The sequence below is a fragment of the Pseudonocardia kujensis genome (assembly GCF_021283305.1).
GTDB classification, from domain to species: domain Bacteria; phylum Actinomycetota; class Actinomycetes; order Mycobacteriales; family Pseudonocardiaceae; genus Pseudonocardia; species Pseudonocardia kujensis.
Window position 1 is genome coordinate 1 of the sequence record NZ_JAJSOK010000091.1, and the last position, 25,760, is coordinate 25,760.

Sequence of the window (25,760 nt, forward strand, 5' to 3'; positions counted from 1 at the left end):
TGTGAGTGTTGATCTGTGGAAGGACCAACTTCTCTACCGGGGTCCTGCGCCCGTTCCGGGTCAACTCACCGTCGTCGGCGTGTCGCCCCGCCACCACCGCGCCGCTACTGAGAAAGGCTCAATGCGCACTCTGCGGGCGCCTGGTCGCGTTATGGAACCATGATGCGCGCTTGGTGGGTTCCTCGTCGCGTTTGACGATGCGCGCGCCGTGGCCGTGTCAGCGAGCCGCGGGCGGCGTCAGGCGAGGAGGGCGGTGACCGTGCCCGCGGGGTCGGTGACCATCGCGTCGTGCCCCGTGGGCAGGTCCCGCCACTCCCAGCCGTGGTCCTTCACCACCTGGTGCCCCGCGGCGATCGCCGGGTAGTCCGGCTCGGAGCAGTACACGTACGCGACCGGCAGACCCGCGCCGAGCGGGCCCTCGACCGCCAGCGGCTCGCGGTAGCTGCGCAACGGCTGCGGGGTCAGGTGCCGCTCGACCCAGGCGGCGTCGGCCGGGTCGGTCACGCCGAAGGCCTCGGCGGGCGGGGGCGGCATCGCGAGGTTGTTGCCGCGCCGCCGGGCGTCGAGCTCCCGCTGCACCACGACGTCCGCCGGCAGCCCGTCGAACGCGCGCCGGCCCGCCTCGACCACCAGGCCGTCGAGCAGCACGATGCGGGCGATGCGGTCCCGCAGGCGGTCGGCCGCCCCCAGCACGGGCAGCGCGCCGAAGCTGTGCCCGACGAGCAGGACGTCGGTGAGCTCCTCGGTCTCCAGCACCGCCGTCACGTCGTGGATCATGGTGGCGAGCCCCACCTCCGGGGTCAGCAGGTGCGCGCGCTCCCCCAGCCCGGTCAGGGTCGGGGTGAACACCTCGTGCCCCACCTCGCGGAGCAGCGCCGCCACCCGGCGCCAGCACCACCCGCCGTGGTAGGCCCCGTGCACCAGCACGACCGGCTGCCCCATCGCCCCTCCCGCCCCCTTGCGGACCCGCCCGCCCAGCCTGCCACCGGCCCCACCCACCCGGAAGCGGAGCACTCCCTTCGTGGGTGACGGCCTCCTCGCCCGTGGTCGCGGCACCGCGGGTTGCGGTAGCGCGAAGGTGACGGAGCGCCGCCGCCACAGCACTCCGGTCACTCTCGCCGCGGTCATCCGGACCATGATCAGCGCGAGCGGCACACCACCGCTGCCCTCACAGCACCACCGTCACACTCGGAACTATCACCAAGCACCAGCCGAGCGCGAGCGGCACACCACCGCTCCCCGACCAGCACTCCCGTCACACTCGGAACGATCAGGCTGCGAGGAGCGCGAGCGTCACACCACCGCTGCCCTCACAGCACCACCGTCACGCTCGGAACGATCACCGCCTCTCAGCGGAGCGCGAGCGTCACACCACCGCTGCCCGAGGAGCACTCCTGCCACGCTCGGAAGGATCAGTGCCACGAGGAGCGCGAGCGTCACACCACTGCTGCCCGAGGAGCACTCCTGTCACGCTCGGAAGGATCAGTGCCACGAGGAGCGCGAGCGGTACCCCACCGCTCCCCGACGAGCTCTCACGTCACGCACGGAACGATCACCGCACCCGCGCGGTCCGCTCCTGCTCTGCGGCCGCGGTACGCGGGGCAGGGCGGTCGCCGGTGGGTTCGGGGTGGCCGAGGTCGGTGAGCCAGCCCCGGAAGACGCGGTGCAGCTGCTCGGCGCCGACGATCTCGCCGGGGTCGGCGAGCGCGGTGGGCGCCACGAGGAAGCCGCGGCTCTGCGGGCCGCCCAGCCCGCCGTGCGAGCCGACGTGCGGCTCGAAGGGCGAGGCGTCGTCGGTCGCGGGGTCGTAGCGGCTGTTGACCATGATGTCGGGGCAGTGCGGAAAGGTGTCCACCCGGCGGATCAGGTCGGGGGCGTGCTCGCCGTAGTCGGCCAGCGGGTCGTCGCCGATGATCGTGCCGCTCGCGAGCCGGTGCACCCCGTCGCGCCCCAGCACGACGGCGCCGTGTTCCCGGCTGCGGACCAGCACGAACCCGATGCCCGGGTGGTCGACGAGCGAGGGCAACAGGTCGGGGAACTCGCGCTCGATCGTCTCGAGCTCGACCCGGCCCTCGTGCTCGGTGAACGACACCATCGCCACGTGCCCCGACGCGCACACCACGACCCCGGGCGCCGCCCGCGCGACCTCGCCGGGCTTCCCGGACTCGGTGCGGTGCTTGGCGGGCGAGGCGCCCGCCTTCTCGACGCGCGCCCGCAGCCGCCGGGCCACGAGCCCCCCGCCCGACGACGCCTCGGCCAGCACCGCCCCGACCTGCCAGCCCTCGGCGGCGCGGCGGGCGGAGCGCTCGGCCGGCGTGCGGCCGAACAGCCGGCGCCGCGGGCGCGGCGGCGGGGCCCCGCACAGCCGGCCGACGTACTGCTCGATCGACTCCCCGAACCGGTCGGCGAACGCCTGGCCCTGGGTCTGCCCGTGGTCGGACAGGCACACGATGTGGTACGGCCGCGGGGCGAGCTGCGCGGCCCGGTGCAGCCGCCCGATCTGCTGGTCGATGGTGCGCAGCACGGCGAGGGCGTCGAAGCGCTCGATCCCGGAGTGGTGGGCGACCTCGTCGTAGCCGAGGAAGTCCGCGTAGGCGACCGGACGCCCGTCGATCATGTCCTCGATCAGCGCCGAGACCACGACGTCCCGGGCGATCACCGTGGTGCCCGGCCGGGCCAGCGGGTAGATCCCGCCGCGGTGGGTGCGGGGGCGGACGTCGGCGCGGCGCTGGTTCGCGGCGGCGACGACCTCGCGCACGGCGTCGACCAGCGCGCCGGCGAAGGTACGGATGCCGTTGACCGGGTTGGCGAAGTAGGCCCAGTACCCGCCGCCGACGTGGTCGCGCCGGCGGGCCGAGCGCTTGCCGCCGAGCACGGTCACCGTGCTCATCGTGAGGCTGTAGTGCGGGGCGTCGCCGGTGAAGAGGTTGCCGCGGCTGGCGCCGTCGACGGCGAGCAGGCCGCGCCCGTCCGAGTGCCGGCGCTCGATCTCGGCGGCGTCGGCGGGGTGCGCACACGCCATGACGTGGTCGCGGTCCTTCTCGTACCAGCGGAAACCGAGGATGTCGTCGTTGTTCCCGTGCAGGATCCCGGAGACGCTGGCGCCGGTCTGCGAGCTCCAGTCCGTGGTCCAGTGCTGCAGGCCGTGGCTGCCCTCGGCCAGCCAGCGCGCCAGTGTCGGCATCGTCCCGTCGCGGACGGCGCGGCGGGCGGTGTCGTGGCCCAGCCCGTCGATCTGCAGGAACAGCACCCCGGGCGTCTGCTGCTCGGGCGCCGCGGAGCGGCGGCTGCGGCGGACGGCGCGGCGGAAGAACAGCTCGTCCTCGTCGACGGCCAGCAGGCTGGTGGCGACGGCGTTGACCACCGTCATCGCCACGACCACCACGAACGCGGTGCGGATGTTCGTCAGCTCCACGCCCGGGACCAGCCAGAAGACCGCGAGCACCGCCGCGGCGAGCAGCACGAAGCTGCCCAGGCCGAGCGTGAACAGCGCGATCGGCAGCGCGATCCGCAGCACGAGCGGCCAGACGACGGCGGTGAGCAGGCCGAGCAGCAGCGCGCAGACCGTGGGCTGCCACCAGCCCGCCATGGCGAACCCGGCGAGCCAGACGTCGAGCAGGTGCAGCGCGGCGGTGACCAGCGCCCACACCAGCACGACGCGGGCGACCACCCGCCCGCCGCGCAGCAGCGGACCGCGTTCGACGGGCGTCGCGCGGTAGTCGCGGACGATCGGACTCGGCCGGTTCACGGGCGCTCCTGGTCGGTCGGCGGGAGCGGGCCGCGCCGCGTCGGGCCGGCCGCCGGATCGATCATCTCCTCCGGTTCCCCGGGCGCGACGTCGGGGGCACGCCGGGCGCGTCGCCGTCGGACCAGCCGGCCGATCCCCGCGGACACCGCGCCCACCAGCAGCACGAGCACCGCGGCGCCCAGGGTCGCCACGAGCGGGTTGTCGAACAACCCACCGGAGAGGATGCCGAGCAGCGCGTACGCGACCGCCCACAACAGGCACGCGACCAGCGCGGACGGCAGGAACCGCCGCCACGGGTAGCCCAGGGTGCCCGCGGCCACCAGCGCCGGGATCCGCCCGGCCGGCACCAGCCGCCCGACGACGATCAGCTGCCACCCGTGCCGCGTGAACCGCATCCGGGCACGGGCCAGCTGCTCCGGCGTCTGGCCCCGGGCGACGAACCGGACCGCGGCCTCACCACCCAACCGGGCGACGCCGTAGGTCACGACGTCGCCCACGAACGCGGCCAGGGTCGACGCCAGCAGCACCAGCGGGAGCGACAGGTGCGGGGTGGTCATCGCGACGGCGGCGGCCGCGCCGACGACCGCGCCCGTGGGCACCACCGGCACGATCGACCCGAGGAGCACGCCGCCGACGAGCACCGGGTAGCCGATGGCCTGCGGGTTCGTCCAGTCCGCGGCGAGGGAGCCCGTCACGCGGACATCATTCCGGGTGCCCCGGGCGCGGACCGCTCGCGCCCCGCCGGGACGGCCCGTTCGTGCGATCCGCAGCGCGTGCGGGGTCGGGGTCGGGCACGGTGCCGTCGAGCGGCACGTCCTGGCCCGGCCGCGCGATCGTGATCGTGCTGGCGCTCCCCCGCCGACGCGCTGCGGCGGCGAACCGGTGCGGCGGGTCGTGCAGCAGCGCCCGCATCCGTGCACCGTGCCCGGCCGGCGCCCGCGTGAGCCCGGCGACGGCGAGCGTCCCCCAGTGCACCGGGACGGCGAGCCGCGGCCGCAGCACGTCGACGGCCTCCGCCGCCCGCTCCGGGTCGAGGTGCCCGGGCCCCAGGCTGGGGCCCCAGCCCCACACCGGCAGCAGCGCGAGGTCGAGCGGGCCGCCGGCGGCGATGTCGTGCATCCCTGGGAACAGGTCGGTGTCGCCGGCGGCGTAGATGCGCAGGCCGTCGGCCTCCAGGACGTGCCCGAGCGCCGGCGACTGCGGGCCCCGGGTGGACCGCGGACCCCACCGGTGCCCACTGTGCGCGGCCGGCACCGCGGTGACCCGCAGCCCGCCTTCGCGGATCTCCTGCCCGACGTCGATCTCCTCGACCCGGCGCACCCCCCGCTTGCGGACCCACTCCCCCGCTCCGCGCGGCACCACCACCCGCGTGTCGGGGCGGAGCAGCCGCAGCGAGGGCAGGTGCAGGTGGTCGCCGTGCAGGTGGGAGATCAGGACGAGATCGGCGTCGGCCCAGTCCTCGGGGCGCAGGGGCGGCACCACGCGGCGCAGCAGCGACACCCGCGGGGTGAGGACGGGATCGGTGAGGACGACGCGTCCGCCCAGCTCCAGCCGGGTGGTCGAGTGGCCGAGGAAGCGCAGGGCCGGGTGGTGCACGCCCGCCACAGTAGGTGGGTTCAGACGCCGAAGCGGACCGGCTGCCCGGTGGACTCGAGCACCGCCTGCCACAGGTCGCCGTGCGGGTCGACCTGGTTGCGCTTGCTCACCGCGAGCGGCATCGGGATGTGCACGAAGCGGCGCCGGACCCGCCCGACGACCATCGCCGTGCGCCCGGACATGGCCGCGTGCACGGCCGCCTGCGACAGCCGGACCGTGTACACGCTGTCGTACGGGTTGGCCGGGACCGACCGGATCGCGTAGCTCGGGTCGATGTAGCGCACCGAGGTCTCGATCCCGGCCTCGTCGAAGTGGTCCTCGATGCGGTCCCGAAGGTAGCGGCCGATGTCGCCCAGCCTGCGGTTGCCCGAGGCGTCCGTGCGGGCGGCCTGCGCGGCCTCCAGCAGCTCCTGCCCCGCCCCCTCGGCGACGACGACCACCGCGTGCCCGCGCTGCTCCACCCGCCGCCGGAGGTGGGCGAGCAGGCCGGTGTCGCCCTCCAGGGCGAAGGGGACCTCGGGGATCAGCACCACGTCGGCGTCGCTGCGGGCGAGCGCGGCGTAGCAGGCGATGAACCCCGAGTGCCGGCCCATGAGCTTGACCAGGCCGATGCCGTTGGCCGTGGACTTGGCCTCGACGGTCACCGCCCGGATCGAGTCCGACGCCCGGGAGAACGCCGTCTGGAAGCCGAAGCTCTGGTCGATGTACGGGATGTCGTTGTCGATCGTCTTCGGCACCCCGACGACGGCGATCTTGAGGTTGCGCTCGGCGATGACCCGCTCGATCCCCATGGCGCCGCGCATGGAGCCGTCGCCGCCGATCACGAACAGGATGTTGATGTGCATCCGCTCGAGGCAGTCGACGATCTCCTCGGGGTCCTGGTGGCCGCGGGAGGTGCCGAGCACGGTGCCGCCGTCGACCGCGATGTCCCGGACGTACTGCGGGGTCAGGTCCACCTCGTCGTACCCGTAGCGGGAGATGAAGCCCTGGTAGCCGTTGCGGAAGCCGACGATCCGCTTGACGCCGTAGTGGTAGGTCAGCGTGCGGACCAGGCCGGCGATGACGTCGTTGAGCCCCGGGCAGAGCCCGCCGCAGGTCACGATGCCGGCGCGGGTCTTCGACGGGTCGAAGTAGATCTTGCGCCGCGGCCCGCACGGCTCCAGGCCGGGCAGCTGGTCGACGGGCACGCCGCGGGCGGTGACCCGGGCGACGGTGTCGTCGAGCAGGACGCGGTCGTCCTCGTCGACGTAGTGCTCGGTCGTCTGCCGCGCGTCGAGCAGGTCGAGCATCGGGGAGTCGATGCGGCCGGTCCCGAGCCTGCGGATCTCCAGGTCCGCCTGCGTGACGGCCTGTGTGCGGGAGAGGTGCACGACGTTGTCCGGCGGGGTCGTGCCCTCGCCGGTCGTGTCGGTCGTGCGCGCGGCGTCGGCCGCGTCCTGTGCGCTGCTCACCGTGGTCCCTCGGTCCTCGCTGGTCTGCTGCGTGCCGTGCTGCCCGCCGCCGGATCTGGCGGTGTGCCGGACGGGCCGGCCCGCGACGACGGGGACCCCTGACCCTGGAAGTGTGTCCAGCGTGCCCGATCCGGACACGGACCGACAGGGCCACGCTACGGGATCGGTTCAGACGATACCGAGGACGCGGTCGACGCGGATCTCGACGACCACCCGCTCGGGGTTCACCCGCGGCACGCGGTAGCGCGCGGCGTAGCGCTGTTCGGCGTCGCGCACGGACTCGGGGTCGTCGCGGATCACCGCGACGCCCTCCAGCGTCGACCAGCGCCTGCCCTCCGCCTGCGAGACCGCGACGCGCGCGCCACCGGGCCCGGCCGCGGCGACGTTGCGGGCCTTCTGCGAGCCGCCGCGGCAGATCACCCGGGCGACGCCCCCCTCGACGTCGACGGTGACCCCCACCGGCACGACGTGCGGCGTCCCGTCCTCGCGCAGCGTCACCAGGGTGCCCAGACGGCGCTCGGTCCAGAAGGCGCGGAACTCGTCGGAGACGACGTCGGGGGCGAGCCGGGTGCGCAGGGGGCGTGCGGTCACGCCCGCATCATGCCTCCACGGGGGTGCGCCGGCGCCCGGCCCACCGCACGGCGTCCGCGCACGCGACCACCACCGGCGCGAGCGCGACCGCGCCGGGCGGGGTGAGGGCCGGCCCGAGCACCAGTGCCCCGGCCAGCGCCGCGACGGGCGGGGAGAGGCTCATCGCCACGGCGAAGGTCCTCGCGGGGACGCTGCGCAGCGCGAGCAGCTCCAGCGAGTAGGGCAGCGAGGACAGCACCGCGACGGCCGCGCCCAGCGCCGCTCGTGGAGCGCTCGACGCACCATCTCGCGCTGACCTCGGCCGGGATGGCGTTGCGGGCCCGGGCCGCGCGGGCGATCGAGGCGATCGAGGCGGTCGAGGCGATCGAGGCGATCGAGGCGATCGAGGCGATCGAGGCGATCGAGGCGGTCGAGGCGGTCGAGGCGGTCGAGGCGGTCGAGGCGATGCTGCACCCCGCCCCCGGCCGGCGAGTGGCTGCGCGTGCCGCTGCGCCGCGGGCACGCCTGGTCGGCCCTGGGCGGGCCCACCCCGGAGCTGCTGCGCCGCAGACGGGTCGAGCACCCGGGCCGCCGGGCCCGCCGACGCGCGGGTCGACGCACCCGGCCGTCGCGGCGGCTGGTCGAGCTCGTGCTGGAGGTCACGGGGGCGGCAGGTGACGGTGCGCGAGAACCCGTAGTGCCCTACGCATTCCCGACGGCCGCTCGGCGTGAGTTAGTTGGCAAAGGCAAGGTTTCGCCTTGCCACGGCGTCCGCAGCCGTGGTCACCTGATCGAGCACCCTCTCGTGGACGGAGACCACCGCTCGTGAGTGCCGACCTGGTCGAATCGCCCGCCCCCGCCGCAACCGGGCTGCCCGCCCGCCCCACCGTGGCGATCCTGGTGCTCGCGTCCTGCGGTCTGCTGGTGTCGCTCATCCAGACGATGGTCGTCCCGCTGCTGCCGCAGTTCCCGCGGCTCATGTCGGTCTCCCCGTCGACGGCCGCGTGGCTGGTCACGGCCACCCTGGTCGCGGGCGCGGTGTCCGCCCCGGTGCTCGGGCGGCTCGGCGACATGTACGGCAAGCGCCGGATGCTGCTGGTGTCGATCGCGGTGATCCTGGTCGGGTCCGTCGTCGGGGCCGCGGCGCCGAACATCCTGCTGCTGATCCTCGGCCGGGTGCTGCAGGGCGTGTCGTTCGGCGTCATCGCGCTGGGGATGAGCCTGATGCGCGACGTCCTGCCGCCCGAGCGGGTGGGCAGCGGGGTGGCGCTGATGAGCTCGTCGCTCGGCGTCGGCGGCGCGGTCGGGCTGCCGATCACCGGACTGGTGGCGCAGTGGGCCTCGTGGCGCTGGCTGTTCGCCGGCGCCGCCGTGGTCGCGGTGATCCAGCTGCTGCTCGTGTCGCGCCTGGTCCCCGAGTCGCGGGTGCGCACCGGCGGGCGGTTCGACGCCGTGGGTGCGGTGGGCATCGCCGGCGCCCTGGTCTCTCTGCTGCTCGGCATCTCGAAGGGCACGGAGTGGGGCTGGACCAGTCCGACGGTCCTCGGGCTGTTCGGCGCGGCCGTCGTACTGCTGCTGCTGTGGGGCCGGTGGGAGCTGGGCCGGCGTGCGCCGCTCGTGGACCTGCGCGTCTCGGCCCGGCCGTCCGTGCTGCTGACGAACACCGCCACGGTCCTGATCGGCTTCTCGATGTTCGCGACCTTCATGCTCGCCACGCAGATCCTGCAGGCCCCGGTCGAGACCGGCTACGGCTTCGGGCTGTCGCTGCTGCTCGCGGGCGTGGTGCTGCTGCCGATCGGCGGCTCGATGGTCGTCTTCTCGTCCGCCTCCGCGATGATCTCCCGGATCCGCGGCCCGCGGACCACCCTGATCCTGGGCACCGCCCTGCTGGCGGTGGGCAACGTCGGGTTCGCGCTGCTGCCGTCGTCGGAGCTGCTGCTGATCGGCACCGCGACCGTCGGCGCGATCGGGGCGACCCTCGCCTACTCCTCGCTGCCGCTGCTCATCATGCGGGCCGTGCCCGAGACCGAGACGGCTGCGGCGAACAGCCTGAACACGCTCATGCGCCAGTTGGGCACGTCGACCTGCACCGCGGTCGTCGCGGCCGTCAGCACCGCGCTCGTGATGGACGTGGGCGGCGAGACCCGGCCCTCCGGCACCGCCTTCACCGTGGTCTTCCTGGCCTCGGCGATCGCAGCCGTGGTGGCGATGGCCCTCGCGGCCGTCACCCCCGCGCCCGAGGGCGTCGCCGACACGCGGGACGACCCCGCGCTGGCCGGCCGCGCCGCGGCCTGAGACCCCCGGGGTTTCTGGCGGCAACCCAGGCGCGCGACTACCCTGGCGCGCATGACGTCCGCAGCGTCCGCACCGTCGCCCGGCTCGGCCTGGACCGACTTCGACAGCGGCACCTGCTCCGTCGCCCGCACGGCGGCGCTGATCGGCGACGCCTGGACCGTGATCGTGCTGCGGGACATGTTCAACGGCGTCCGCCGCTTCGACGACCTGGCCGCACACCTCGGCATCGCCCGCAACGTCCTGACGCGCCGGCTCGCCGGCCTCGTCGACGCAGGCCTGGTGGAGAAGGTGCCCTACCGCGAGCCCGGCCGCCGCGAGCGCCACGAGTACCGGCTCACGCGGGCCGGCAAGGACCTGCGCACCGTCATGACGGCGTTGCGGGACTGGGGCGACCAGCACCTGGCCGGTGAGGCGGGGCCGCCGATGGTGATCCGGCACGCCGACTGCGGCGCCGAGGTGCACGCGGAACTGCGCTGCGAGGCGGGACACCTCATCGAGCCGCGGACCAGGCTCACGTCCGACCCCGGCCCCGGCGCCCGCCTCCGCTCCGCCTGACGCGACGGGCTCCACGACGCGCCCAGCAGCGCAGTACGGATCCACAACGAGCCCAGGACCCCCTCGTCAGCGCAGTAGGGATCCACAACGCGCCCAGGACCCCCTCGTCAGCGCAGTATGGCTCCACAACGCGGTCAGGACCCGCCCGTCAACGCAGTACGGATCCACAACGCGCCCAGGACCCGCCCGTCAACGCAGTACGGCTCCACAACGCGCCCAGGACCCGCCCGTCAGCGCAGTACGGATCCACAACGCGCCCAGGACCCGCCCATCAGCGCAGTGTGGATCCACAACGCGCCCAGGACCCGCCCATCAGCGCAGTACGGATCCACAACGCGCCCAGGGCCCCCTCGTCAGCGCAGTATGGATCCATAACGCGGTCAGGACCCGCTCGTCAGCGCAGTAGGGATCCACAACGCGCCCAGGACCCGCCCGTCAACGCAGTACGGATCCACAACGCGCCCAGGACCCGCCCGTCAACGCAGTACGGCTCCACAACGCGCCCAGGACCCGCCCGTCAGCGCAGTAGGGATCCATAACGCGCCCAGGACCCCCTCGTCAGCGCAGTATGGCTCCATAACGCGGTCGGGGGCTCGAGGCGCGACCCCACCCGTCGCGGCGGCGCGCACTCGGGGGATGTGCGGCGGTCGTCGGGGGTGTGAGGCGGGCCGGAACGGGGTTCCCCGCAAGGGTGCACGGTTCGCCTCCGCCTCGGGCGCTCAGTCCCCGCGGGTGTCGCGGCGCAGCGGGTGCTCCGGCGGGATCTCGACGATGCCGATGCGGACGCCGTCGGGGTCGGTCACCCACATCTCGTCGAGCCCCCACGGCTCGCGGCGCGGCTCCCGGACGATCGTGGCGCCGCGGTCCGCGAGCTCCTTGTGCGCGGCCGTGATGTCGCGGACCTGCATCCACAGCGCGACGCCGGTGCGTTCGGCGGGCTCCCCGGCCCGCCCCGACACCTCCAGGAACCCGCCGCCGAGGAAGAACACGGTGCCGCCCGGGAACTCCCGGTAGACGGCCAGCCCGAGCACGTCCCGGTAGAAGGCCGTGGTCACGTCCGGGTCGGACGGGCGCAGCAGCACCCGTCCGGCGAGGATCTCCATCCGGCGAGCCTACTCAGCGGAGGGCCGCCGCACCCGTGCCGCGGACAGGCCCTCGGGGCCTGCGGGCGCGTCGGGATCGATCCGCAGCGCGGTCATGATGCGCGCGAGGCCGAGATAATGCGCCGCGGTGAGCGCGATCTCGACGATTTCCCGTTCCGAGAACCCGGCCGCGAGTGCCGCATAGTTCTCGTCGGACACTTCCCCGTCACGCACGAGCGCCGCGGTGAATTCCAGCGCCGCACGCGTACCAGGGTCGAAGGTCCCTAGTTCGCCCCGTTCGAGGGCCTCGATCTGCTCGGCGGTGCCGCCGGCGGCGCGCGCGATCGGGACGTGCTGCTCCCACTCGTAGCGCGCCGCGAGCCGTCCGACCTGGAGGATCACCAGCTCGCGCAGCAACGGGTCGATCGCGAGGTCGGCGAGGACCGCGCCGCCGAACTTCAGCCAGGGCCGAAAGGCCGTCTCGGCGTGGGCGACCATCTGGAAGACGTGCAGCTGGGGCATCTTCGCCAACGTCGAGGCGACGGCGGGAGGGGCGGTCTCGGGGGTCAGGTACGTGACACGGGCCATGCCCCGGGACCCTAGATCGGACCGGCACCCGGTGCCAGAACCACGGCGCACGTCCGCGGCGGCGACGTCCACTGCGGACGGTGACACGTCGGTGAACTGCGCCGATTCCCGTCCGGCACAGCGAACGCACAAGTAAAACCCTTGAGTAGAACCCGCCGGTAACATTTCCTCGGATCCCCAACAATAGGTATCGGCAGACGGGTGAAGAGCCAGGTCACGTTCCGATCTCCGGCGAATTCCCGCTACGGTTCCCTCACCGCCGAAGCACGAAACCTCCCGGGTCCGTCGCGCCGCCGACTGCCGCGCCGACCCAGTGTTTCCCCGTTGTTCGGCTCACGTTTCGATCAGCGTCCGCCGCCTGGAGGCACCCGTATGAAGCCGTTCGTGGTCAACCGCCACGGCCGCCTCGTGTTCCCTGCGAACTTCTCGCCGGATCTCGATTTCTCGGTGCTGGACACGCTCGACGGCGCGGCTGCCGTGATCGGCCGCGACTTCGAGTCGAAGGCCCCCACCGGGACCGAGATCACCGAGCGGGTGGCCCGCGGCGCGTACACCCGCCGTTACGACCTGCTGCGCGACCTCGGCCAGAACCTGTTCTGGGTCAACCGCTGGGCCCTGACCATGTACGAGAAGCGCCCGACCCGCTGGCGCGACCTGCCGCGCACCCGCGACGACGTGTTCCTGCCCGTCGTCACCCCGTGGGTCGACGGCGAGCGCAAGGCCGCCGCCGTCGCCGAGGCCTGGGGCACGCTGCCCGAGGGCCGCTACCCGGAGGTCGAGGAGCGCCTGTTCGGCCTGCTCTTCGACGTGTACGGCAACCGCAAGCACCACGCGACGGACCTCGAGCCCGTCAAGCCGACCGTCGCGGAGTTCCTCGCGCAGCCCGGCGCCCTGACGTTCGTCCTGCCCGACCTGGAGCCGGACTACCCGACCTTCTCCCCGACCGAGATCCTCGACGCCCACGAGGAGGCCCCCGAACTGGAGGCCCTGTCCCGCTGGGCGATGGTGCTGCACAACCAGTACCCGTGGACGCGGTCGCGGACCGAGCTGCGCGAGGCGTCGGCGATCGGCGACGACGAGGTCGTCATCGCGTTCCACCCGCGCACCCGGGAGGTGGCGGCGTTCCTGGACCGGGTCCGCAACGGAGCGGCCGCCCGCACCCGCCCCTCCCGGCCCACCGCCACACCGGTCGCGCCGGCGACGCCGCTCGCGCCGGTCAAGGTCGCCGAGACCTTCGCGGTGAAGCCGAAGCTCGAGTCGCTGGCGATCGTGCGCGGCGAGCACGTCTGCGAGAACACGGACGTCGTGCGGAACACCAGCTTCTCCTGGTCGCCGATGAGCGCCGCGGAGATCACCGCGAAGACCGGGATCGAGCGGCGGCGCTACTCCGAGCACGACATCGGCGACCTCGCGCTCGCCGCGGCCGACGCCGCGCTGGCCCACTCCGGCCGCAAGCCGGAGGAGATCGGCGCGGTCCTCGTGGCGACCTGCACCAGCGACCGGCTCATCCCGTCGCTGGCCACCTGGCTCTCCGGCGAGCTCGGCCTCCTGCAGACCCACTGCTCGGCGGACATCGTGGCGGCCTGTGCGGGCCTGCCGTACGGGCTCGCCGAGGCGGTGCGCCAGCTGCAGGAGGTCGGGCGACCGGTGCTGCTGGTCTGCGTCGAGAAGTTCAGCGACAAGATCGGCGGGGTCCGCACCTCGCGCATGATCTTCGGGGACGGCGCGGCCGCCCTCGTCGTCGCGCCCGCGGCGGAGGGGTCCGCGGGCGACGTCGAGGTCCTGCAGACCTACGCCAGCGGCCCGCCCGCCCAGGTCAACTCGATCATCTGGCCGAACCCGGAGTTCGACAACGACATCACGGTCTACGGCCCCGAGGTGAAGGCGCTCGTCGCCCGCTACCTCGAGCAGATGATCGGCGAGCTCGACGCGCTGCCCGGCCCGGACGGCGGGAAGCTGCTCGACGCCATCGAGCTGATCGTGCCGCACCAGGCCAACCGCACGATGATCGTGCAGCTGGCCGAGAAGGCGGGGCTGAGCGCGGACCAGCTGTACTTCGACATCGGCGACATGGGCAACGTGTCCGCCGCGTCGATCCCGATCGCGCTGTTCGACGCCGTGCGCGACGGCGTCATCGACCGCCCCACCCGGGTCTTCGCGCCCGGCTTCGGCGCCGGCGCGGTGGGCGGCTACGCCGTCCTCACCGTCGACCCCGCCGTGATGGCGCCGGAGGTCGTGCTGCCGCCCGCGGTGCAGGACCGGTCGACAACGGTGTTACCGCGGAATCCGGTCGCCGGAACCTCCGTGGAGGATGTTCGCGCGGCGTTCGGGGCGTAGCAGGATGGCCCTCGTGAGCAGCTTCTCCCGGATCGCGATCGTCAATCGTGGTGAGCCCGCCATGCGGCTCATCCACGCCGTACGCGAGTGGAACGCCGCGGGTGGATCCCCGCTGCGGACCGTCGCGCTGCACACCGCCGTGGACCGTCGCGCCATGTTCGTGCGCGAGGCCGACGAGGCCGTGCTCATCGGCCCGGACGACCCCGACCACCTCGGTCCGTCGCCCTACCTCGACTACACGGAGCTCGAGCGCGCGTTGAAGGTCGCCCGCGCCGACGCCGTCTGGCCGGGCTGGGGCTTCGTGTCCGAGAAGGCCGAGTTCGCCGAGCTGTGCCGGGACCTCGGCATCACCTTCATCGGCCCGTCGCCCGAGGTCATGCGCGACCTCGGGGACAAGATCGCCGCGAAGAAGCTCGCCGAGCGCGTCGGCGTGCCGCTCGCGGCCTGGTCCGGCGGCCCGGTCGCGGACCTCGCCGAGGCGCGGGAGAAGGCGGAGGCGATCGGCTACCCGCTGATGGTCAAGGCCACCGCGGGCGGTGGCGGCCGCGGCATCCGCAAGGTCACCTCGCCGGACGACCTGGCCGAGGCCTTCGAGCGCGCCTCCTCCGAGGCGGGTAAGACCGCCGGGGACGCCACCGTGTTCCTCGAGCGCGCCATCAGCGGCGGCCGGCACGTCGAGGTGCAGGTCGTCGCCGACGCCACCGGCGACGTCTGGACCCTGGGCGTGCGCGACTGCTCCGTGCAGCGCCGCAACCAGAAGGTCATCGAGGAGTCCGCCTCCACCGCGCTCGACGCCGAGCAGGAGGAGCTGCTGCGTTCCTCCGCCGCCGAGCTGGCCCGTGCCGCCGGCTACGTCAACGCCGGCACCGTGGAGTTCCTCTACGAGCCCAAGGAGCGGCTGCTGTCGTTCCTCGAGGTGAACACCCGGCTGCAGGTCGAGCACCCGGTCACCGAGGCGTGCACCGGCGTCGACATCGTCAAGCTGCAGCTGCACGTCGCGGGCGGCGGCAAGCTCGCCGACATCGCGCCGGAGCCGCCGCGCGGCACCGGCTGGGCGATCGAGGCCCGCCTCACCGCCGAGGACCCGGAGCGCGGCTTCGCGCCCGCCCCCGGCGTCATCGAGCACCTCGCGCTGCCGGCCGGCCCGGGTGTCCGGGTCGACACCGGCGTCGCGACCGGCGACGTCATCCCGCCGCAGTTCGACTCGATGATCGCCAAGATCATCGCGTGGGGCCGGGACCGCGACGAGGCCCGCGCCCGGCTGCTGCGCGCGCTGCGCCAGACCGCCGCGGTGATCGACGGCGGCACCACCAACAAGGCCTTCCTGCTCGACCTGCTGCAGCGGCCCGAGCTGGTCGCCGGCGACACCGACACCACCTGGCTCGACGGGCTGATGGCGCAGGGCTACACCCCGCCGCGCCGGCTCGACGTCGCGCTCCTCGCCACCGCCGTCGAGGCGCACGACGGACACGTCGCCCGCCAGCAGGAGCGGCTGTTCACCGCCGCCGAGCGCGGCCGGCCCGAGGTCGGCGCCGAGGCCTGGCACCAGACGGACGTCCGCGCGGCCGGCGAGTCCTACCGGCTGCGGGTCGCCCGCACCCGCGCGAACCGCTACCGCGTGGTGCTCGACGTGCCCGGCGCCGCCCCGCAGGCCGTGGACGTCGACGTCGAGCGCTCCGGCCGCTTCGAGCGCCGGCTGACCGTCGGCGGCACCACCTACTCGGTGCTGTCGGCGCCGCAGGACACGGACTACCTCGTCGAGGTCGACGGTGCGGTGCACCGGATCTCCGGCGGCGAGGCCGGCATGGTCCGCGCGCCCGCCCCGGCCATGGTCGTCGCCGTCCCGGTGACCGCCGGGCAGGAGGTCGCCGAGGGCGACGTCGTCGCGATCGTCGAGTCGATGAAGCTGGAGACCGCGCTGCGGGCCCCGTTCGCGGGCACCGTCGCCGAGGTCCTGGTGCCGTCGAACACGCAGGTCGAGGGCGGCACGAAGCTGGTCCGCCTGGAGCCCGCGGCCGACGCCGCCGGCCCCGCCGCGGGCGGCGACCGCGCCGACTTCTCGGCGCTGCTCGGCACCGGTGCCGACGAGGACCCGGCCGCCACCGCAGCCGACGCCCTCACCGCGCTGCGCTGGCAGGTGCTCGGCTTCGACGTCGACGAGCGGCAGTCCCGCCCGCTGCTCGCCCGGCTCGACGCCGCGCGCGCCGCGCTGCCCGGGGACGACCCGGCCGTGCTCGCCGGCGAGACCGCCGTGCTGCGGATCTTCACCGACCTGTCGGCGCTGTCCCGCAACCGCCGCGAGTCCGACGAGCCCTCCGACGGCAACGGCAACGGCGAGTCCGGACGCAACCCGCAAGAGTACCTGCACGCCTACCTGCGTTCCCGCGACGTCGAGCAGGAGCAGCTGCCGGAGTCCTTCCGCGCCAAGCTGCGCCGCGCGCTCGCGCACTACGGCGTGGAGCTCGAGGGCACCGCCAAGGGTTCCGGCACCCAGCTCGAGCCGGCGCTCTACTGGATGTTCCTGGCGCACCGCCGGGCCACGGCGCACGAGCCGGTGATCCTCAACCTGCTGCAGTGGCGGCTGGCGCACCCGGAGTCCCTGGCGGGGCTGCCGGCGGCGACCCGCGAGGAGTACCTGCGCACGCTCGACGACCTGGTCCTGGCCACCCAGCTGCGGCACCCCGTCGTCGGCGACCTGGCCCGCCGCGTCCGCTACCACTGCTTCGACGCCCCGGCGGTCGAGGCGGAGCGCGACCGGGTGCACCGCGAGGTCCGCACGCAGCTCGACGAGCTGGCCGAGCAGCCGGACGCCGCCGACCGCGCGGAGCGGATCGAGGCGCTGGTCGCCTCGTCCGAGCCGATCCTCGGGGTCTTCGGCGCGCGGCACAACGCCGCCCTGCTCGAGGTCATGACCCGGCGCTACTACCGGATCCGGCCGCTGCAGGACCTGAAGGTCAGCGAGAGCCTCGGGCTGCCCGTGCTCACCGCGTCGTACACGCACCGGGGCAACGACCGCACGGTCCTCGCCACGGTGATCGACAACAACGACCCGCGGCGCGCGCTGGCCGCCGCGAACCAGATGCGGCGGCTGGTCGAGGAGCTGCCCGAGGGCCGCACGGCGCTGGTGGACCTGTACGTCACGTCCACCCACGCCGACGACCAGGGCGACTCCGACGCCCGCGCCGACCGCGTCCGCGCCGCGATCGGTGCCGTGCCGCCCGGCCGGGTCGCCCGCGTCGCGGTGGCCGTGCGCCCCAACCCCTCCGAGGTGGCCGACGCCCTGGCCGATCCGGGTCCGGTCTGGTTCACCTTCCGCCCGGACGCCGACGGCACGCTCGTCGAGGACCGCACGCTACGCGGCCTGCACCCGCTCGTCGCCGAGCGGCTCGGGCTGTGGCGGCTCGGCAACTTCGACCTGCGCCGGCTGCCGGCCGAGCCGGACGTGCACCTGTTCCACGCCACCGGCAAGAACGTGCGCGAGGACCAGCGCCTGCTGGCCCTGTCCGACGTCCGGCGGCTCACCGTGCTGCGGGACGACGCCGGCGTCATCCGGTCGCTGCCCGAGCTGGAGCGGGCGATCGACGCCTGTCTCGACAGCCTGCGCAGCGTGCGGAGCCAGGACCCGAAGCTGGCCAAGCTGGGCTGGAACCGGATCCTGCTGCACGTCTGGCCGGTCGTCGACATCCCGCTCGAGGAGCTCGACGCGGTGGTCCGGCGGCTCGCCGCCCGCACCGGGTCCCTGGGCCTGGAGCAGGTGCTGGTGCAGTTCCGCGCCGACCGCCCGGGCGAGACCACACCGCACGAGTACCTGCTGCGGCTCTCCCGGCCGCCGGGCGCGGGCCTGACGGTCCGGCTCGACGATCCGCCGACGGGCCTCATGCGCGAGCTCGACTCCTACGCCCAGAACGTCATCAAGGCGCAGCGGCGCGGGGCCGTCTACCCGTACGAGATCATCCCGATGCTCACCGGGCCGGAAGGCACGTTCGTCGAGTACGACCTGGTCGAGGGCTCGGGCACGGACCCGGTCGCCGAGCCGGTCGCGCGCGAGCCGGGCCGCAACACGGCCAACATCGTGCTCGGCACGGTCACCGCGCCCACCGCCAAACAGCCCGAGGGCATGACACGGGTGGTGCTGCTCGGCGACCCGACGCGGGGGCTGGGCGCGCTGGCCGAGCCCGAGTGCGCGCGGGTGTGCGCGGCGATCCGGCTCGCCCGCGAGCTGGACGTGCCGGTCGAGTGGTTCGCCGTGTCGTCGGGCGCCAAGATCGCCATGGACTCCGGCACGGAGAACATGGACTGGATCTCCCGCGCGTTGCGGGCGATCATCGAGTTCACCCAGGCGGGCGGCGAGGTCAACGTCGTCGTCACAGGGATCAACGTCGGCGCCCAGCCCTACTGGAACGCCGAGGCCACGATGCTCACGCACACCAAGGGCATCCTGGTCATGACGCCGGACAGCGCCATGGTGCTGACGGGCAAGCAGAGCCTGGACTACTCCGGCGGGGTCTCGGCCGAGGACAACTTCGGCATCGGCGGCTACGACCGGATCATGGGCCCGAACGGCCAGGCGCAGTACTGGGCGCCCGACCTGGCCGGCGCCGTCGACGTCCTGTTCCGGCACTACGAGCACACCTACCGGGTGCCCGGCGAGCGGTTCCCACGGCCGGCCCCGACCAACGACCCCGTGCAGCGCGACGTCACGACCGCGCCGCACGAGGGCGGGGAGTTCACGACGCTCGGCGAGATCTTCTCGGCCGAGACCAACCCGGGGCGCAAGAAGCCCTTCGACATCCGCTCCGTGATGCGCGGCGTGGCCGACCTGGACCACGCCCCGCTCGAGCGGTGGGCGGACATGCACGACGCCGACTCGGTCGTCGTGTTCGACGCTCACCTGGGCGGACAGCCCGTGTCCCTGCTCGGCATCGAGTCCAAGCCGATCCCGCGGCGCGGCGTGCTGCCCGTCGACGGGCCCGAGCAGTTCACCGCGGGCACGCTGTTCCCGCGCTCGTCGAAGAAGACGGCGCGGGCGATCAACGCGGCGAGCGGCAACCGGCCGCTGGTGGTGCTGGCGAACCTGTCCGGGTTCGACGGCTCGCCGGAGTCGCTGCGCTCGTTGCAGCTGGAGTACGGCGCGGAGATCGGCAGGGCGATCGTCAACTTCGACGGCCCGATCGTGTTCTGCGTGGTCTCCCGCTACCACGGCGGGGCGTTCGTGGTCTTCTCCGCGACGCTCAACGACCACATGGAGGTCGCGGCCGTCGAGGGCTCGTACGCCTCCGTGCTGGGCGGCGCGCCGGCCGCCGCCGTGGTGTTCGCCGGCGAGGTCCGCAAGCGGACCGCCGCCGACGAGCGGGTGACGGGTCTCGAGGCGCGCATCGCCGCCGCCGTCGAGGCCGGGTCCGACGCCGAGGCTGCCCGGCTGCGCGCCGAACTGGCCTCCGTCCGGGCCGCCGTCCGCTCGGAGAAGCTCGGCGCCGTGGCCGAGGAGTTCGACAGCACACACTCGATCCAGCGGGCCCAGCGCGTCGGGTCCGTCCACCGGATCGTCGATCCGCACCAGCTCCGGCCGTACCTCGTCGACGCCGTCCGCCGGGGCATCGCACGCACCCTCGAGGAACTGGAGACCTGACATGACGACCGCCGCCCCCGCTCCCGCACCTCTCGCGACCGACACCCACCCCGAGCCCCGCGTCGCCCTCGTCACCGGCGGGGCGCGCGGGATCGGGGCGGCGATCACCACCACCCTGGCCCGCGCCGGGGTGCACGTGGCCGCCGGCTACAGCTCCAACGCCAAGGCCGCCGAGGACCTGGCCGAGAAGCTCCGCGCCGAGGGCTGCTCGGTCTCGGTGCACCAGGGCAACGTCGGCGTCCCGGAGGACTGCCAGCGCTACGCCGACGAGGTGCTCGCGGCCCACGGGAAGATCGACTACCTGGTCAACAACGCGGGGATCACCGTCGACAAGACGGTGCGGCGGATGACGGTCGAGGACTGGCACGCGGTGCTGCGGATCAACCTCTCGGGCGCCTTCTACATGACCAAGGCCGTGCTGGACCACATGTCCGGCAACAACTTCGGCCGGATCGTCAACATCAGCTCGGTCATCGGCGAGTCCGGCGCCGTCGGGCAGGCGAACTACGCGGCGTCGAAGTCCGGCCTGTTCGGGTTCAGCAAGAGCCTCGCCCAGGAGGTGGCGCGCAAGGGGATCACGGTCAACTGCGTGGCCCCGGGCTACATCGAGACCGAGATGGTGGCCGCGGTCCCGGAGAAGGTGCTGGAGAAGCTGATCGCGAACGTCCCGGTCGGGCGGCTGGGCCAGGCGCACGAGATCGCCCGCGCCGTCCAGTTCCTCCTCGACGACGAGGCCGGCTACATCACCGGCAGCGTGGTCGCCGTCAACGGCGGGCTGGACATGTAGGACCGCAGTCCTCGCGGTGCCCGGCGGCGCCCCGCTCCGGCGGGGCGCCGCCGGTGTTCTCATCACTTCTGACGATCGAGACCCGAACGCGGTAACAGGAGCAGTGTGCTGGGCCGAAAGGACCAGCGTGACCACCTCCTCGCAGCCGCCGCAGGGCGGACAGCCCCCGTACGCCGGCCCCTACGGCCAGCCGCCGCAGTACGGCCAGTACCCGCAGTACGCCCCGCAGGGCCACGGCGCCCCGCAGCAGCCGTGGGCGCAGGTCCCGCCGCAGTACGTCCCGGTCCCGCCGCCCGCGCCGCAGCCGCGCAACGGGCTCGGCACCGCCGGGTTCGTCCTCGGCCTGCTGGCCCTGCTCTTCGCGTGGATCCCGTTCGTCGGCGTGATCGGCTGGCCGCTGTCGATCCTCGGCCTGCTCCTCTCGGGCTTCGGCCTCCAGCGCGTCACCAGCGGCAAGGCGGACAACAAGGGCCTGTCGGTCGCGGGCATCGCGCTCTCGGCGATCGCCCTGCTGGTGTGCATCCTCTGGGCCACGGCCTTCGCCAGCGCGGTCGGCGGGACCTCGGCGAGCTCCGGCACGGTGTCCGGCGCGGCCGCCCCGGCCGCTCCGACGGCCGCGGCGAGCGCGCCCGCCGCCTCGCAGACGGTGGGATTCGGGCAGACGTACACCTACGAGGACGGGCTGGCAGTGACGATCGCGGCGCCGGCCGACTTCACTCCGTCCAGCTCGGCCTACCCCCAGGACGTCGACCGGGCCGTCCTGCTGACCGTCACCGTGCAGAACGGGACCGACAAGCCGTTCGAGCTCAACACCTTCGGCAACGGCCCGGACGTGACCTTCGCCGGCGCGCACGCCGACGAGATCACCGACCCCCAGAAGCTGGAGGTCGCCGAGTCGACCACCGTCCTGCCGGGCAAGGGCTACACCTACAAGAAGGCGTTCGCCGTCGGCTCCGGCACCGGTGAGCTGCAGGCCGAGTGGAAGCGCGAGATCTTCTCCGACCCCGTGATCTTCACCGGCCGAGCCTGATCGCACGAGCCCGTCACCGGGCCACTCCGGGTGGTCACGCACCGGGCGGTGACCACGGACGGCGTCCCCGCCTCCCGCGCGGGGACGCCGTTCGGCGTTCTCTACCGCCGGCAGAGGTTCTTCGCGGCGAGGATCCGCTCGACGGCGCGATCGTTGTCCGCGGCGGGGATCCTCCCGGAGTCGAGGGCCTGCTGCAGGACGTCGAGGGTCGGGGCGACCGGCTCGACGTTCGACGACAGCGCCACGTCCGCCCCCGCCTCCAGCGCGGTGAGGCTGGCCTGGGGCAACGTGAACCGGTTGCTGACGGCCTTCATGGCGCCGAGGTCGTCGGTCATGACCATGCCGTCGAACCCGTACTCGTCACGCAGGAGGCGGTAGGTCGCCGCGGTGAGCGAGGAGGGCAGGTCGTCGGTGAGGCCCGGGACGTCGAGGTGCCCGACCATCACGCCGACACGGTCGTGGTCGAGCTTCGCGAGCAGGTCGGCGTAGGGCTTCAGGTCGGCCCGGCGCAGCTGGTCGAGCGGCGGCACGGAGACGCGGCCCTGGTGGGAGTCGCCGCTGGAGTGGCCGTGCCCCGGGAAGTGCTTGAGCACGCCGTACACGCCGGCCTGCCGCAGCCCCTCCTCGAAGGCACCGGCGTACCGGGTGACCACCGCGGGGTCGTTCGAGAAGGAGCGGTCCCCGATCACGGAGGCGGCGGGCTGGTCGCTGACGTCCACGTCCGGCGCCAGGTCCCAGGTCACGCCGCGGGCGAGCAGCTGCCGGCCGCGCTCCTCGGCGAGGGCCCGCACCTGCTCCGGGGTCTTCCTCGCCATCGCGCGGGCGCTGGGCAGCGGACCGTCGAGGTCGTCGATGCGCTGGACGCGTCCGCCCTCGTCGTCCACGGCCACGGCGACCGGCAGGTTCCCGGCCTGCTGCACGGCGTCGAGTGCCTTGCCCTGCAGCAGGGCGGTCGCGTTGCCGCCCAGGAAGATCCCGCCGACGCGCGAGTCGCGGACGATCCGCGCGGCACCGGCCGGGTCGGCGGCCTCGACCCCGACCATCAGACGTTGGGCCAGACGGTCGCGCGGGCTGAGCGCCTGGACCAGGGAGACGCAGGTCGGGCGCGGGTCCGCCGGGGTCTGCTCGGGCGCTGGGGCCTGTTCAGGGGCCTGCAGGGGTGCCTGCCGAGGGGTCTGCTGGCTGCGGGCGGACAGGGCGACGTCGGGCGCGGCCCCGGTGATCACGCCGATACCGGCCAGGAGCGCCCCGACCACGAGCCCCGCACTGAGGACCGAGACCGCGCGCCGGCGCCGACGCGGCGGGCGCGGCCGCTCGGGAGCGTCGGGCGCCAGGTCTCCGGGTGGGAAGCTCTCGATCCGCATCGCGCCCCAGTGTCCCTGCCGGCGGCCACCGCCCCGCACACCCCCGCCCCGCGCGTCGGGCCGGGGTTCAGGTGAGCGGCGGGACCTGCTCCCCCACCGGCGGCGGCTCGGGCGGGGTGCCGTCGCCGAAGGGGCGCCCGCCCAGCTCCTCGCGATGGTGCGGGGTGAGCCAGCCGGAGAGGTCCGGGCCGGCCGGGACGATGCCCGTCGGGTTGATCTCCTTGTGGACCCCGTAGTAGTGCTGCTTGATCTGGGTGAAGTCGATCGTGTCGCCGAAGCCCGGCGTCTGGAACAGGTCGCGCGCGTAGGCCCACAGCACCGGCATCTCGGTGAGCTTCTGCCGGTTGCACTTGAAGTGGCCGTGGTAGGCGGCGTCGAACCGGACGAACGTGACCCACAGCCGCACGTCGACCTCGGTGATCGTGTCGCCCACGAGGTAGCGCTGGTCGGCGAGCCGGTCGGAGAGCTCGTCGAGCCGGTCGAACAGCGCCGTGTACGCCCGCTCGTACGCCCGCTGCCCCTTGGCGAACCCGCACTTGTACACGCCGTTGTTGACGTCGTGGAAGATCTGCTCGGAGAGCTCCTCGATCTCGTCGCGGTACTTCTCCGGGAAGAGGTCCGGCGCGCCCGGTCGGTGGTAGGCCGACCACTGGGTGGCGAAGTCGAACTCGAGGGCCTTGTAGTCGTTGGTCACGACCTTGCCGCTCGCCACCTCGACGACCGCCGGCACCGTCACGCCCTTGTCGTAGCCCGGCACGGCCTTCTCGTAGGCCTCACGCAGGTACTCGATGCCGAGCACCGGGTCCTTGTCGTCGGGGTCGAGGTGGAAGCGCCAGCTGCGGTCGTCGTGCAGCGGGCCGGCGATGCCCAGCGAGATCACCGGCTCCAGCCCGTGCAGCCGGCGCGAGATGATCGCGCGGTTCGCCCACGGGCAGGCGCGGGCCCCGACCAGGCGGTACCGGTCCGCCTCCACCGGCCACGGCGACGACCCGTCCGAGGTGATCCGCTCCTGCACGCCGAGCGGCTCCCGCACGAACTCGTCCGTGCTCGACTGGGCGGCGCCTGCGATGTCGGCCATACGTGGAATCTAGGTCCTCCCGGCCGGTCGCGCCGTGTGGTCGAATCCGACCATGGTCACCGCGACGGAGCTGTCGGATCTGGTCCGCCCGGGCATGCGGGTGGCCCTCGGCGACGGGTGCGGCACGCCGCTCACCCTGCACGGCCCGCTGAGCAGCGCGGCCGAGGGCAAGGGGGTGCGGCTGGTGCTGGGCTGGATGCCCGGCCTCGCGCCCGACCTGGATCCCGCGGCGTTCGCCGACATCCGGGTACTGATGGGCGGGCCCGGGGTGCGGGGAATGGTCGAGACGGGGCAGGCGCACGTCGTCCCCTGCCGGCTGTCGGCCGTCCCGGCCCTGGTGGCCGGCGCGCTGCGACCCGATCTCCTCGTCGCGACGCTGGTCCGCGGGCCCGACGGACTGCACCTCGGCGCCGAGGCCTCCTACCTGCGCGGGATCGTCGACGCGGGGGTGCCGGTGGCCGCCGTCGTCTCCACCGCCGCCCCGCTCGCCGAGGTCGGGCCGCCCATCCCGGAGGAGCAGGTCACGGTGCTCGGCGAGACGGACGCGCCGCCGATCGAGATCCCCGACGCCACCCCGACCGCGGCCGACGAGATCGTGGCGCGGCACGTCGCCGGGCTCGTCCCGGAGGGCGCGCGGGTGCAGGTCGGGCCGGGGCGGCTCGCGCAGGCGATGGTCGGCGCGCTGGAGGTACCGGTGCGGATCGACTCGGGTCTGCTGCCCGATCCCGTGGTCGACCTCCACGCGAAGGGCCTGCTGCTCGACGAGCCCGTCGCCGCCTACCTCTGCGGCACGCGCCGGCTCTACGAATGGGCCGACGGCCGGCGGATCCTGCACCCGGTCGAGGTCACCCACGACATCGGACGGCTGTCCGCGGCCGGGGCGCCGCCGCTGATCGGCCTCAACGCCGCGCTGGAGATCGACCTCGACGGCCAGGTCAACGTCGAGGGCGTGGGGCGGGCGAGCGCCGGCATGATCGGCGGGCATCCCGACTTCTGCGCCGCGGGGGTGCGGGGGCCGGGGCTGTCCGTGATCGCCATGCCCTCGACGGTGAAGGAGCGGCCGACCCTCGTCGAACGCCTCTCCCGCCCGGTCACCACGGCCTCCCACGACGTCGAGGTCGTGGTCACGGACCGCGGCGTCGCCGACCTGCGGGGGTTGGACCGGGCGGAGCGGCGGTCGGCCCTGCTGGAGTTGTGGGACGGGGAGTTCCGCGCCGCGCAGTGATCGTCGATCGTGGTCGGGGAGGGTCGGAAAACGACCGCCCAGCTCCGCGACGCTTGATCACCTGGCTCGAGGGCGTCGCAAGGGACCCGCCGACGACACGTGATCACCGGCCGTGGACGGGGAGGGTCGGAAAACGACCGCCCCGCTCCGCGACGCTTGATCACCTGGCTCGAGGGCGTCGCAAGGGACCCGCCGACGACACGTGATCACCGGCCGTGGACGGGAAGGGTCGGAATACGACCGCCCCGCTCCACCACAGGTGATCATGCGTCTCCAAGCGCGCCCGCCAGTCAGCCCAGCCAGTCAGCCCAGCCAGTCAGCCCAGCCAGTCAGCCCAGCCAGTCAGCCCAGCCAGTCAGCCCAGCCAGTCAGCCCAGCCAGTCAGCCCAGCCAGTCAGCCCAGCCAGTCAGCCCAGCCAGTCAGC

At 73.7% G+C, this 25,760-nt stretch carries 19 protein-coding genes; 8 read left to right on the top strand and 11 right to left on the bottom strand.

Annotation, left to right across the window (positions count from 1 at the left end; translation table 11 throughout):
- Positions 1-237 precede the first annotated feature (237 nt).
- The 7 genes from LWC35_RS35435 to LWC35_RS35465 form a co-directional block, all read right to left on the bottom strand.
- Positions 238-942, bottom strand: a complete 705-nt coding sequence (locus LWC35_RS35435) for an alpha/beta fold hydrolase (RefSeq protein WP_232874877.1) — start codon at positions 940-942, stop codon at positions 238-240.
- A gap of 610 nt (positions 943-1,552) precedes the next feature.
- Positions 1,553-3,748, bottom strand: a complete 2,196-nt coding sequence (locus LWC35_RS35440; protein ID WP_232874878.1) for a phage holin family protein — start codon at positions 3,746-3,748, stop codon at positions 1,553-1,555.
- Positions 3,745-4,443, bottom strand: a complete 699-nt coding sequence (locus LWC35_RS35445; RefSeq protein ID WP_232874879.1) for a DedA family protein — start codon at positions 4,441-4,443, stop codon at positions 3,745-3,747. The genes LWC35_RS35440 and LWC35_RS35445 overlap by 4 nt, the downstream gene beginning before the upstream one ends.
- 7 nt (positions 4,444-4,450) lie before the next feature.
- Complete coding sequence (locus LWC35_RS35450; protein ID WP_232874880.1) at positions 4,451-5,344, bottom strand: MBL fold metallo-hydrolase; 894 nt, start codon at positions 5,342-5,344, stop codon at positions 4,451-4,453.
- Positions 5,345-5,364: 20 nt separating this feature from the next.
- Positions 5,365-6,714, bottom strand: coding sequence for an ATP-dependent 6-phosphofructokinase (locus tag LWC35_RS35455; protein WP_232874895.1), 1,350 nt, complete (start codon positions 6,712-6,714; stop codon positions 5,365-5,367).
- Positions 6,715-6,963: 249 nt separating this feature from the next.
- On the bottom strand, positions 6,964-7,386 hold the full coding sequence (locus LWC35_RS35460) for a TIGR03618 family F420-dependent PPOX class oxidoreductase (protein ID WP_232874881.1): 423 nt from the start codon (positions 7,384-7,386) through the stop codon (positions 6,964-6,966).
- Between the two features lie 7 nt (positions 7,387-7,393).
- Complete coding sequence (locus LWC35_RS35465) at positions 7,394-7,624, bottom strand: hypothetical protein (RefSeq protein ID WP_232874882.1); 231 nt, start codon at positions 7,622-7,624, stop codon at positions 7,394-7,396.
- Positions 7,625-7,650: 26 nt separating this feature from the next.
- Between LWC35_RS35465 and LWC35_RS35470 the strand changes: the two genes are divergently transcribed.
- The 3 genes from LWC35_RS35470 to LWC35_RS35480 all read left to right on the top strand — a co-directional run bounded on the left by LWC35_RS35470 (position 7,651) and on the right by LWC35_RS35480 (position 10,215).
- Positions 7,651-8,043: a hypothetical protein gene (locus LWC35_RS35470; RefSeq protein WP_232874883.1), complete on the top strand. Its 393-nt coding sequence runs from the start codon at positions 7,651-7,653 to the stop codon at positions 8,041-8,043.
- Between the two features lie 147 nt (positions 8,044-8,190).
- Positions 8,191-9,660: an MFS transporter gene (locus tag LWC35_RS35475; protein ID WP_232874884.1), complete on the top strand. Its 1,470-nt coding sequence runs from the start codon at positions 8,191-8,193 to the stop codon at positions 9,658-9,660.
- 51 nt (positions 9,661-9,711) lie between these two features.
- Entirely contained in the window at positions 9,712-10,215 is a 504-nt protein-coding gene (locus LWC35_RS35480) for a winged helix-turn-helix transcriptional regulator (RefSeq protein WP_232874885.1), read from the top strand.
- Between the two features lie 719 nt (positions 10,216-10,934).
- Here the strand turns inward: LWC35_RS35480 and LWC35_RS35485 are convergent.
- Complete coding sequence (locus LWC35_RS35485) at positions 10,935-11,318, bottom strand: VOC family protein (protein ID WP_232874886.1); 384 nt, start codon at positions 11,316-11,318, stop codon at positions 10,935-10,937.
- Positions 11,319-11,327: 9 nt separating this feature from the next.
- Positions 11,328-11,819, bottom strand: a complete 492-nt coding sequence (locus LWC35_RS35490; protein WP_232874887.1) for a carboxymuconolactone decarboxylase family protein — start codon at positions 11,817-11,819, stop codon at positions 11,328-11,330.
- A gap of 438 nt (positions 11,820-12,257) precedes the next feature.
- On the opposite strand from LWC35_RS35490, the gene LWC35_RS35495 reads away from it, so the two are divergent.
- From LWC35_RS35495 to LWC35_RS35510, 4 genes are all read left to right on the top strand, one after another.
- A complete protein-coding gene (locus LWC35_RS35495) occupies positions 12,258-14,222 on the top strand; it encodes a 3-oxoacyl-[acyl-carrier-protein] synthase III C-terminal domain-containing protein (protein WP_232874888.1) in 1,965 nt (654 codons plus the stop codon).
- Positions 14,223-14,235: 13 nt separating this feature from the next.
- The gene (locus LWC35_RS35500; RefSeq protein ID WP_443690214.1) at positions 14,236-19,851 is read left to right on the top strand and encodes an ATP-binding protein; all 5,616 of its coding nucleotides are present in this window, start codon (positions 14,236-14,238) and stop codon (positions 19,849-19,851) included.
- 1 nt (position 19,852) lies between these two features.
- Positions 19,853-20,638: a beta-ketoacyl-ACP reductase gene (locus tag LWC35_RS35505; RefSeq protein ID WP_232874890.1), complete on the top strand. Its 786-nt coding sequence runs from the start codon at positions 19,853-19,855 to the stop codon at positions 20,636-20,638.
- Positions 20,639-20,765: 127 nt separating this feature from the next.
- Positions 20,766-21,668, top strand: coding sequence for a hypothetical protein (locus tag LWC35_RS35510; RefSeq protein ID WP_232874891.1), 903 nt, complete (start codon positions 20,766-20,768; stop codon positions 21,666-21,668).
- Between the two features lie 101 nt (positions 21,669-21,769).
- On the opposite strand, the gene LWC35_RS35515 is transcribed toward LWC35_RS35510, so the two are convergent.
- Both LWC35_RS35515 and LWC35_RS35520 read right to left on the bottom strand, forming a co-directional pair.
- Positions 21,770-23,032, bottom strand: coding sequence for a glycoside hydrolase family 3 N-terminal domain-containing protein (locus LWC35_RS35515; protein WP_232874892.1), 1,263 nt, complete (start codon positions 23,030-23,032; stop codon positions 21,770-21,772).
- A 67-nt stretch (positions 23,033-23,099) separates the two neighbouring features.
- The gene (locus LWC35_RS35520) at positions 23,100-24,110 is read right to left on the bottom strand and encodes a glutathione S-transferase family protein (protein WP_232874893.1); all 1,011 of its coding nucleotides are present in this window, start codon (positions 24,108-24,110) and stop codon (positions 23,100-23,102) included.
- Positions 24,111-24,162: 52 nt separating this feature from the next.
- On the opposite strand from LWC35_RS35520, the gene LWC35_RS35525 reads away from it, so the two are divergent.
- Complete coding sequence (locus tag LWC35_RS35525; RefSeq protein WP_232874894.1) at positions 24,163-25,335, top strand: acetyl-CoA hydrolase/transferase C-terminal domain-containing protein; 1,173 nt, start codon at positions 24,163-24,165, stop codon at positions 25,333-25,335.
- Positions 25,336-25,760: the final 425 nt, after the last annotated feature.

Bases quoted from the DNA above. Each gene is read 5' to 3' on its own strand.
- LWC35_RS35435 (WP_232874877.1), bottom strand. From the start codon at position 942: ATGGGGCAGCCGGTCGTGCTGGTGCACGGGGCCTACCACGGCGGGTGG.
- LWC35_RS35480 (WP_232874885.1), top strand. From the start codon at position 9,712: ATGACGTCCGCAGCGTCCGCACCGTCGCCCGGCTCGGCCTGGACCGAC.
- LWC35_RS35485 (WP_232874886.1), bottom strand. From the start codon at position 11,318: ATGGAGATCCTCGCCGGACGGGTGCTGCTGCGCCCGTCCGACCCGGAC.
- LWC35_RS35490 (WP_232874887.1), bottom strand. From the start codon at position 11,819: ATGCCCCAGCTGCACGTCTTCCAGATGGTCGCCCACGCCGAGACGGCC.
- LWC35_RS35495 (WP_232874888.1), top strand. From the start codon at position 12,258: ATGAAGCCGTTCGTGGTCAACCGCCACGGCCGCCTCGTGTTCCCTGCG.
- LWC35_RS35505 (WP_232874890.1), top strand. From the start codon at position 19,853: ATGACGACCGCCGCCCCCGCTCCCGCACCTCTCGCGACCGACACCCAC.
- LWC35_RS35515 (WP_232874892.1), bottom strand. From the start codon at position 23,032: ATGCGGATCGAGAGCTTCCCACCCGGAGACCTGGCGCCCGACGCTCCC.
- LWC35_RS35520 (WP_232874893.1), bottom strand. From the start codon at position 24,110: ATGGCCGACATCGCAGGCGCCGCCCAGTCGAGCACGGACGAGTTCGTG.
- LWC35_RS35525 (WP_232874894.1), top strand. From the start codon at position 24,163: ATGGTCACCGCGACGGAGCTGTCGGATCTGGTCCGCCCGGGCATGCGG.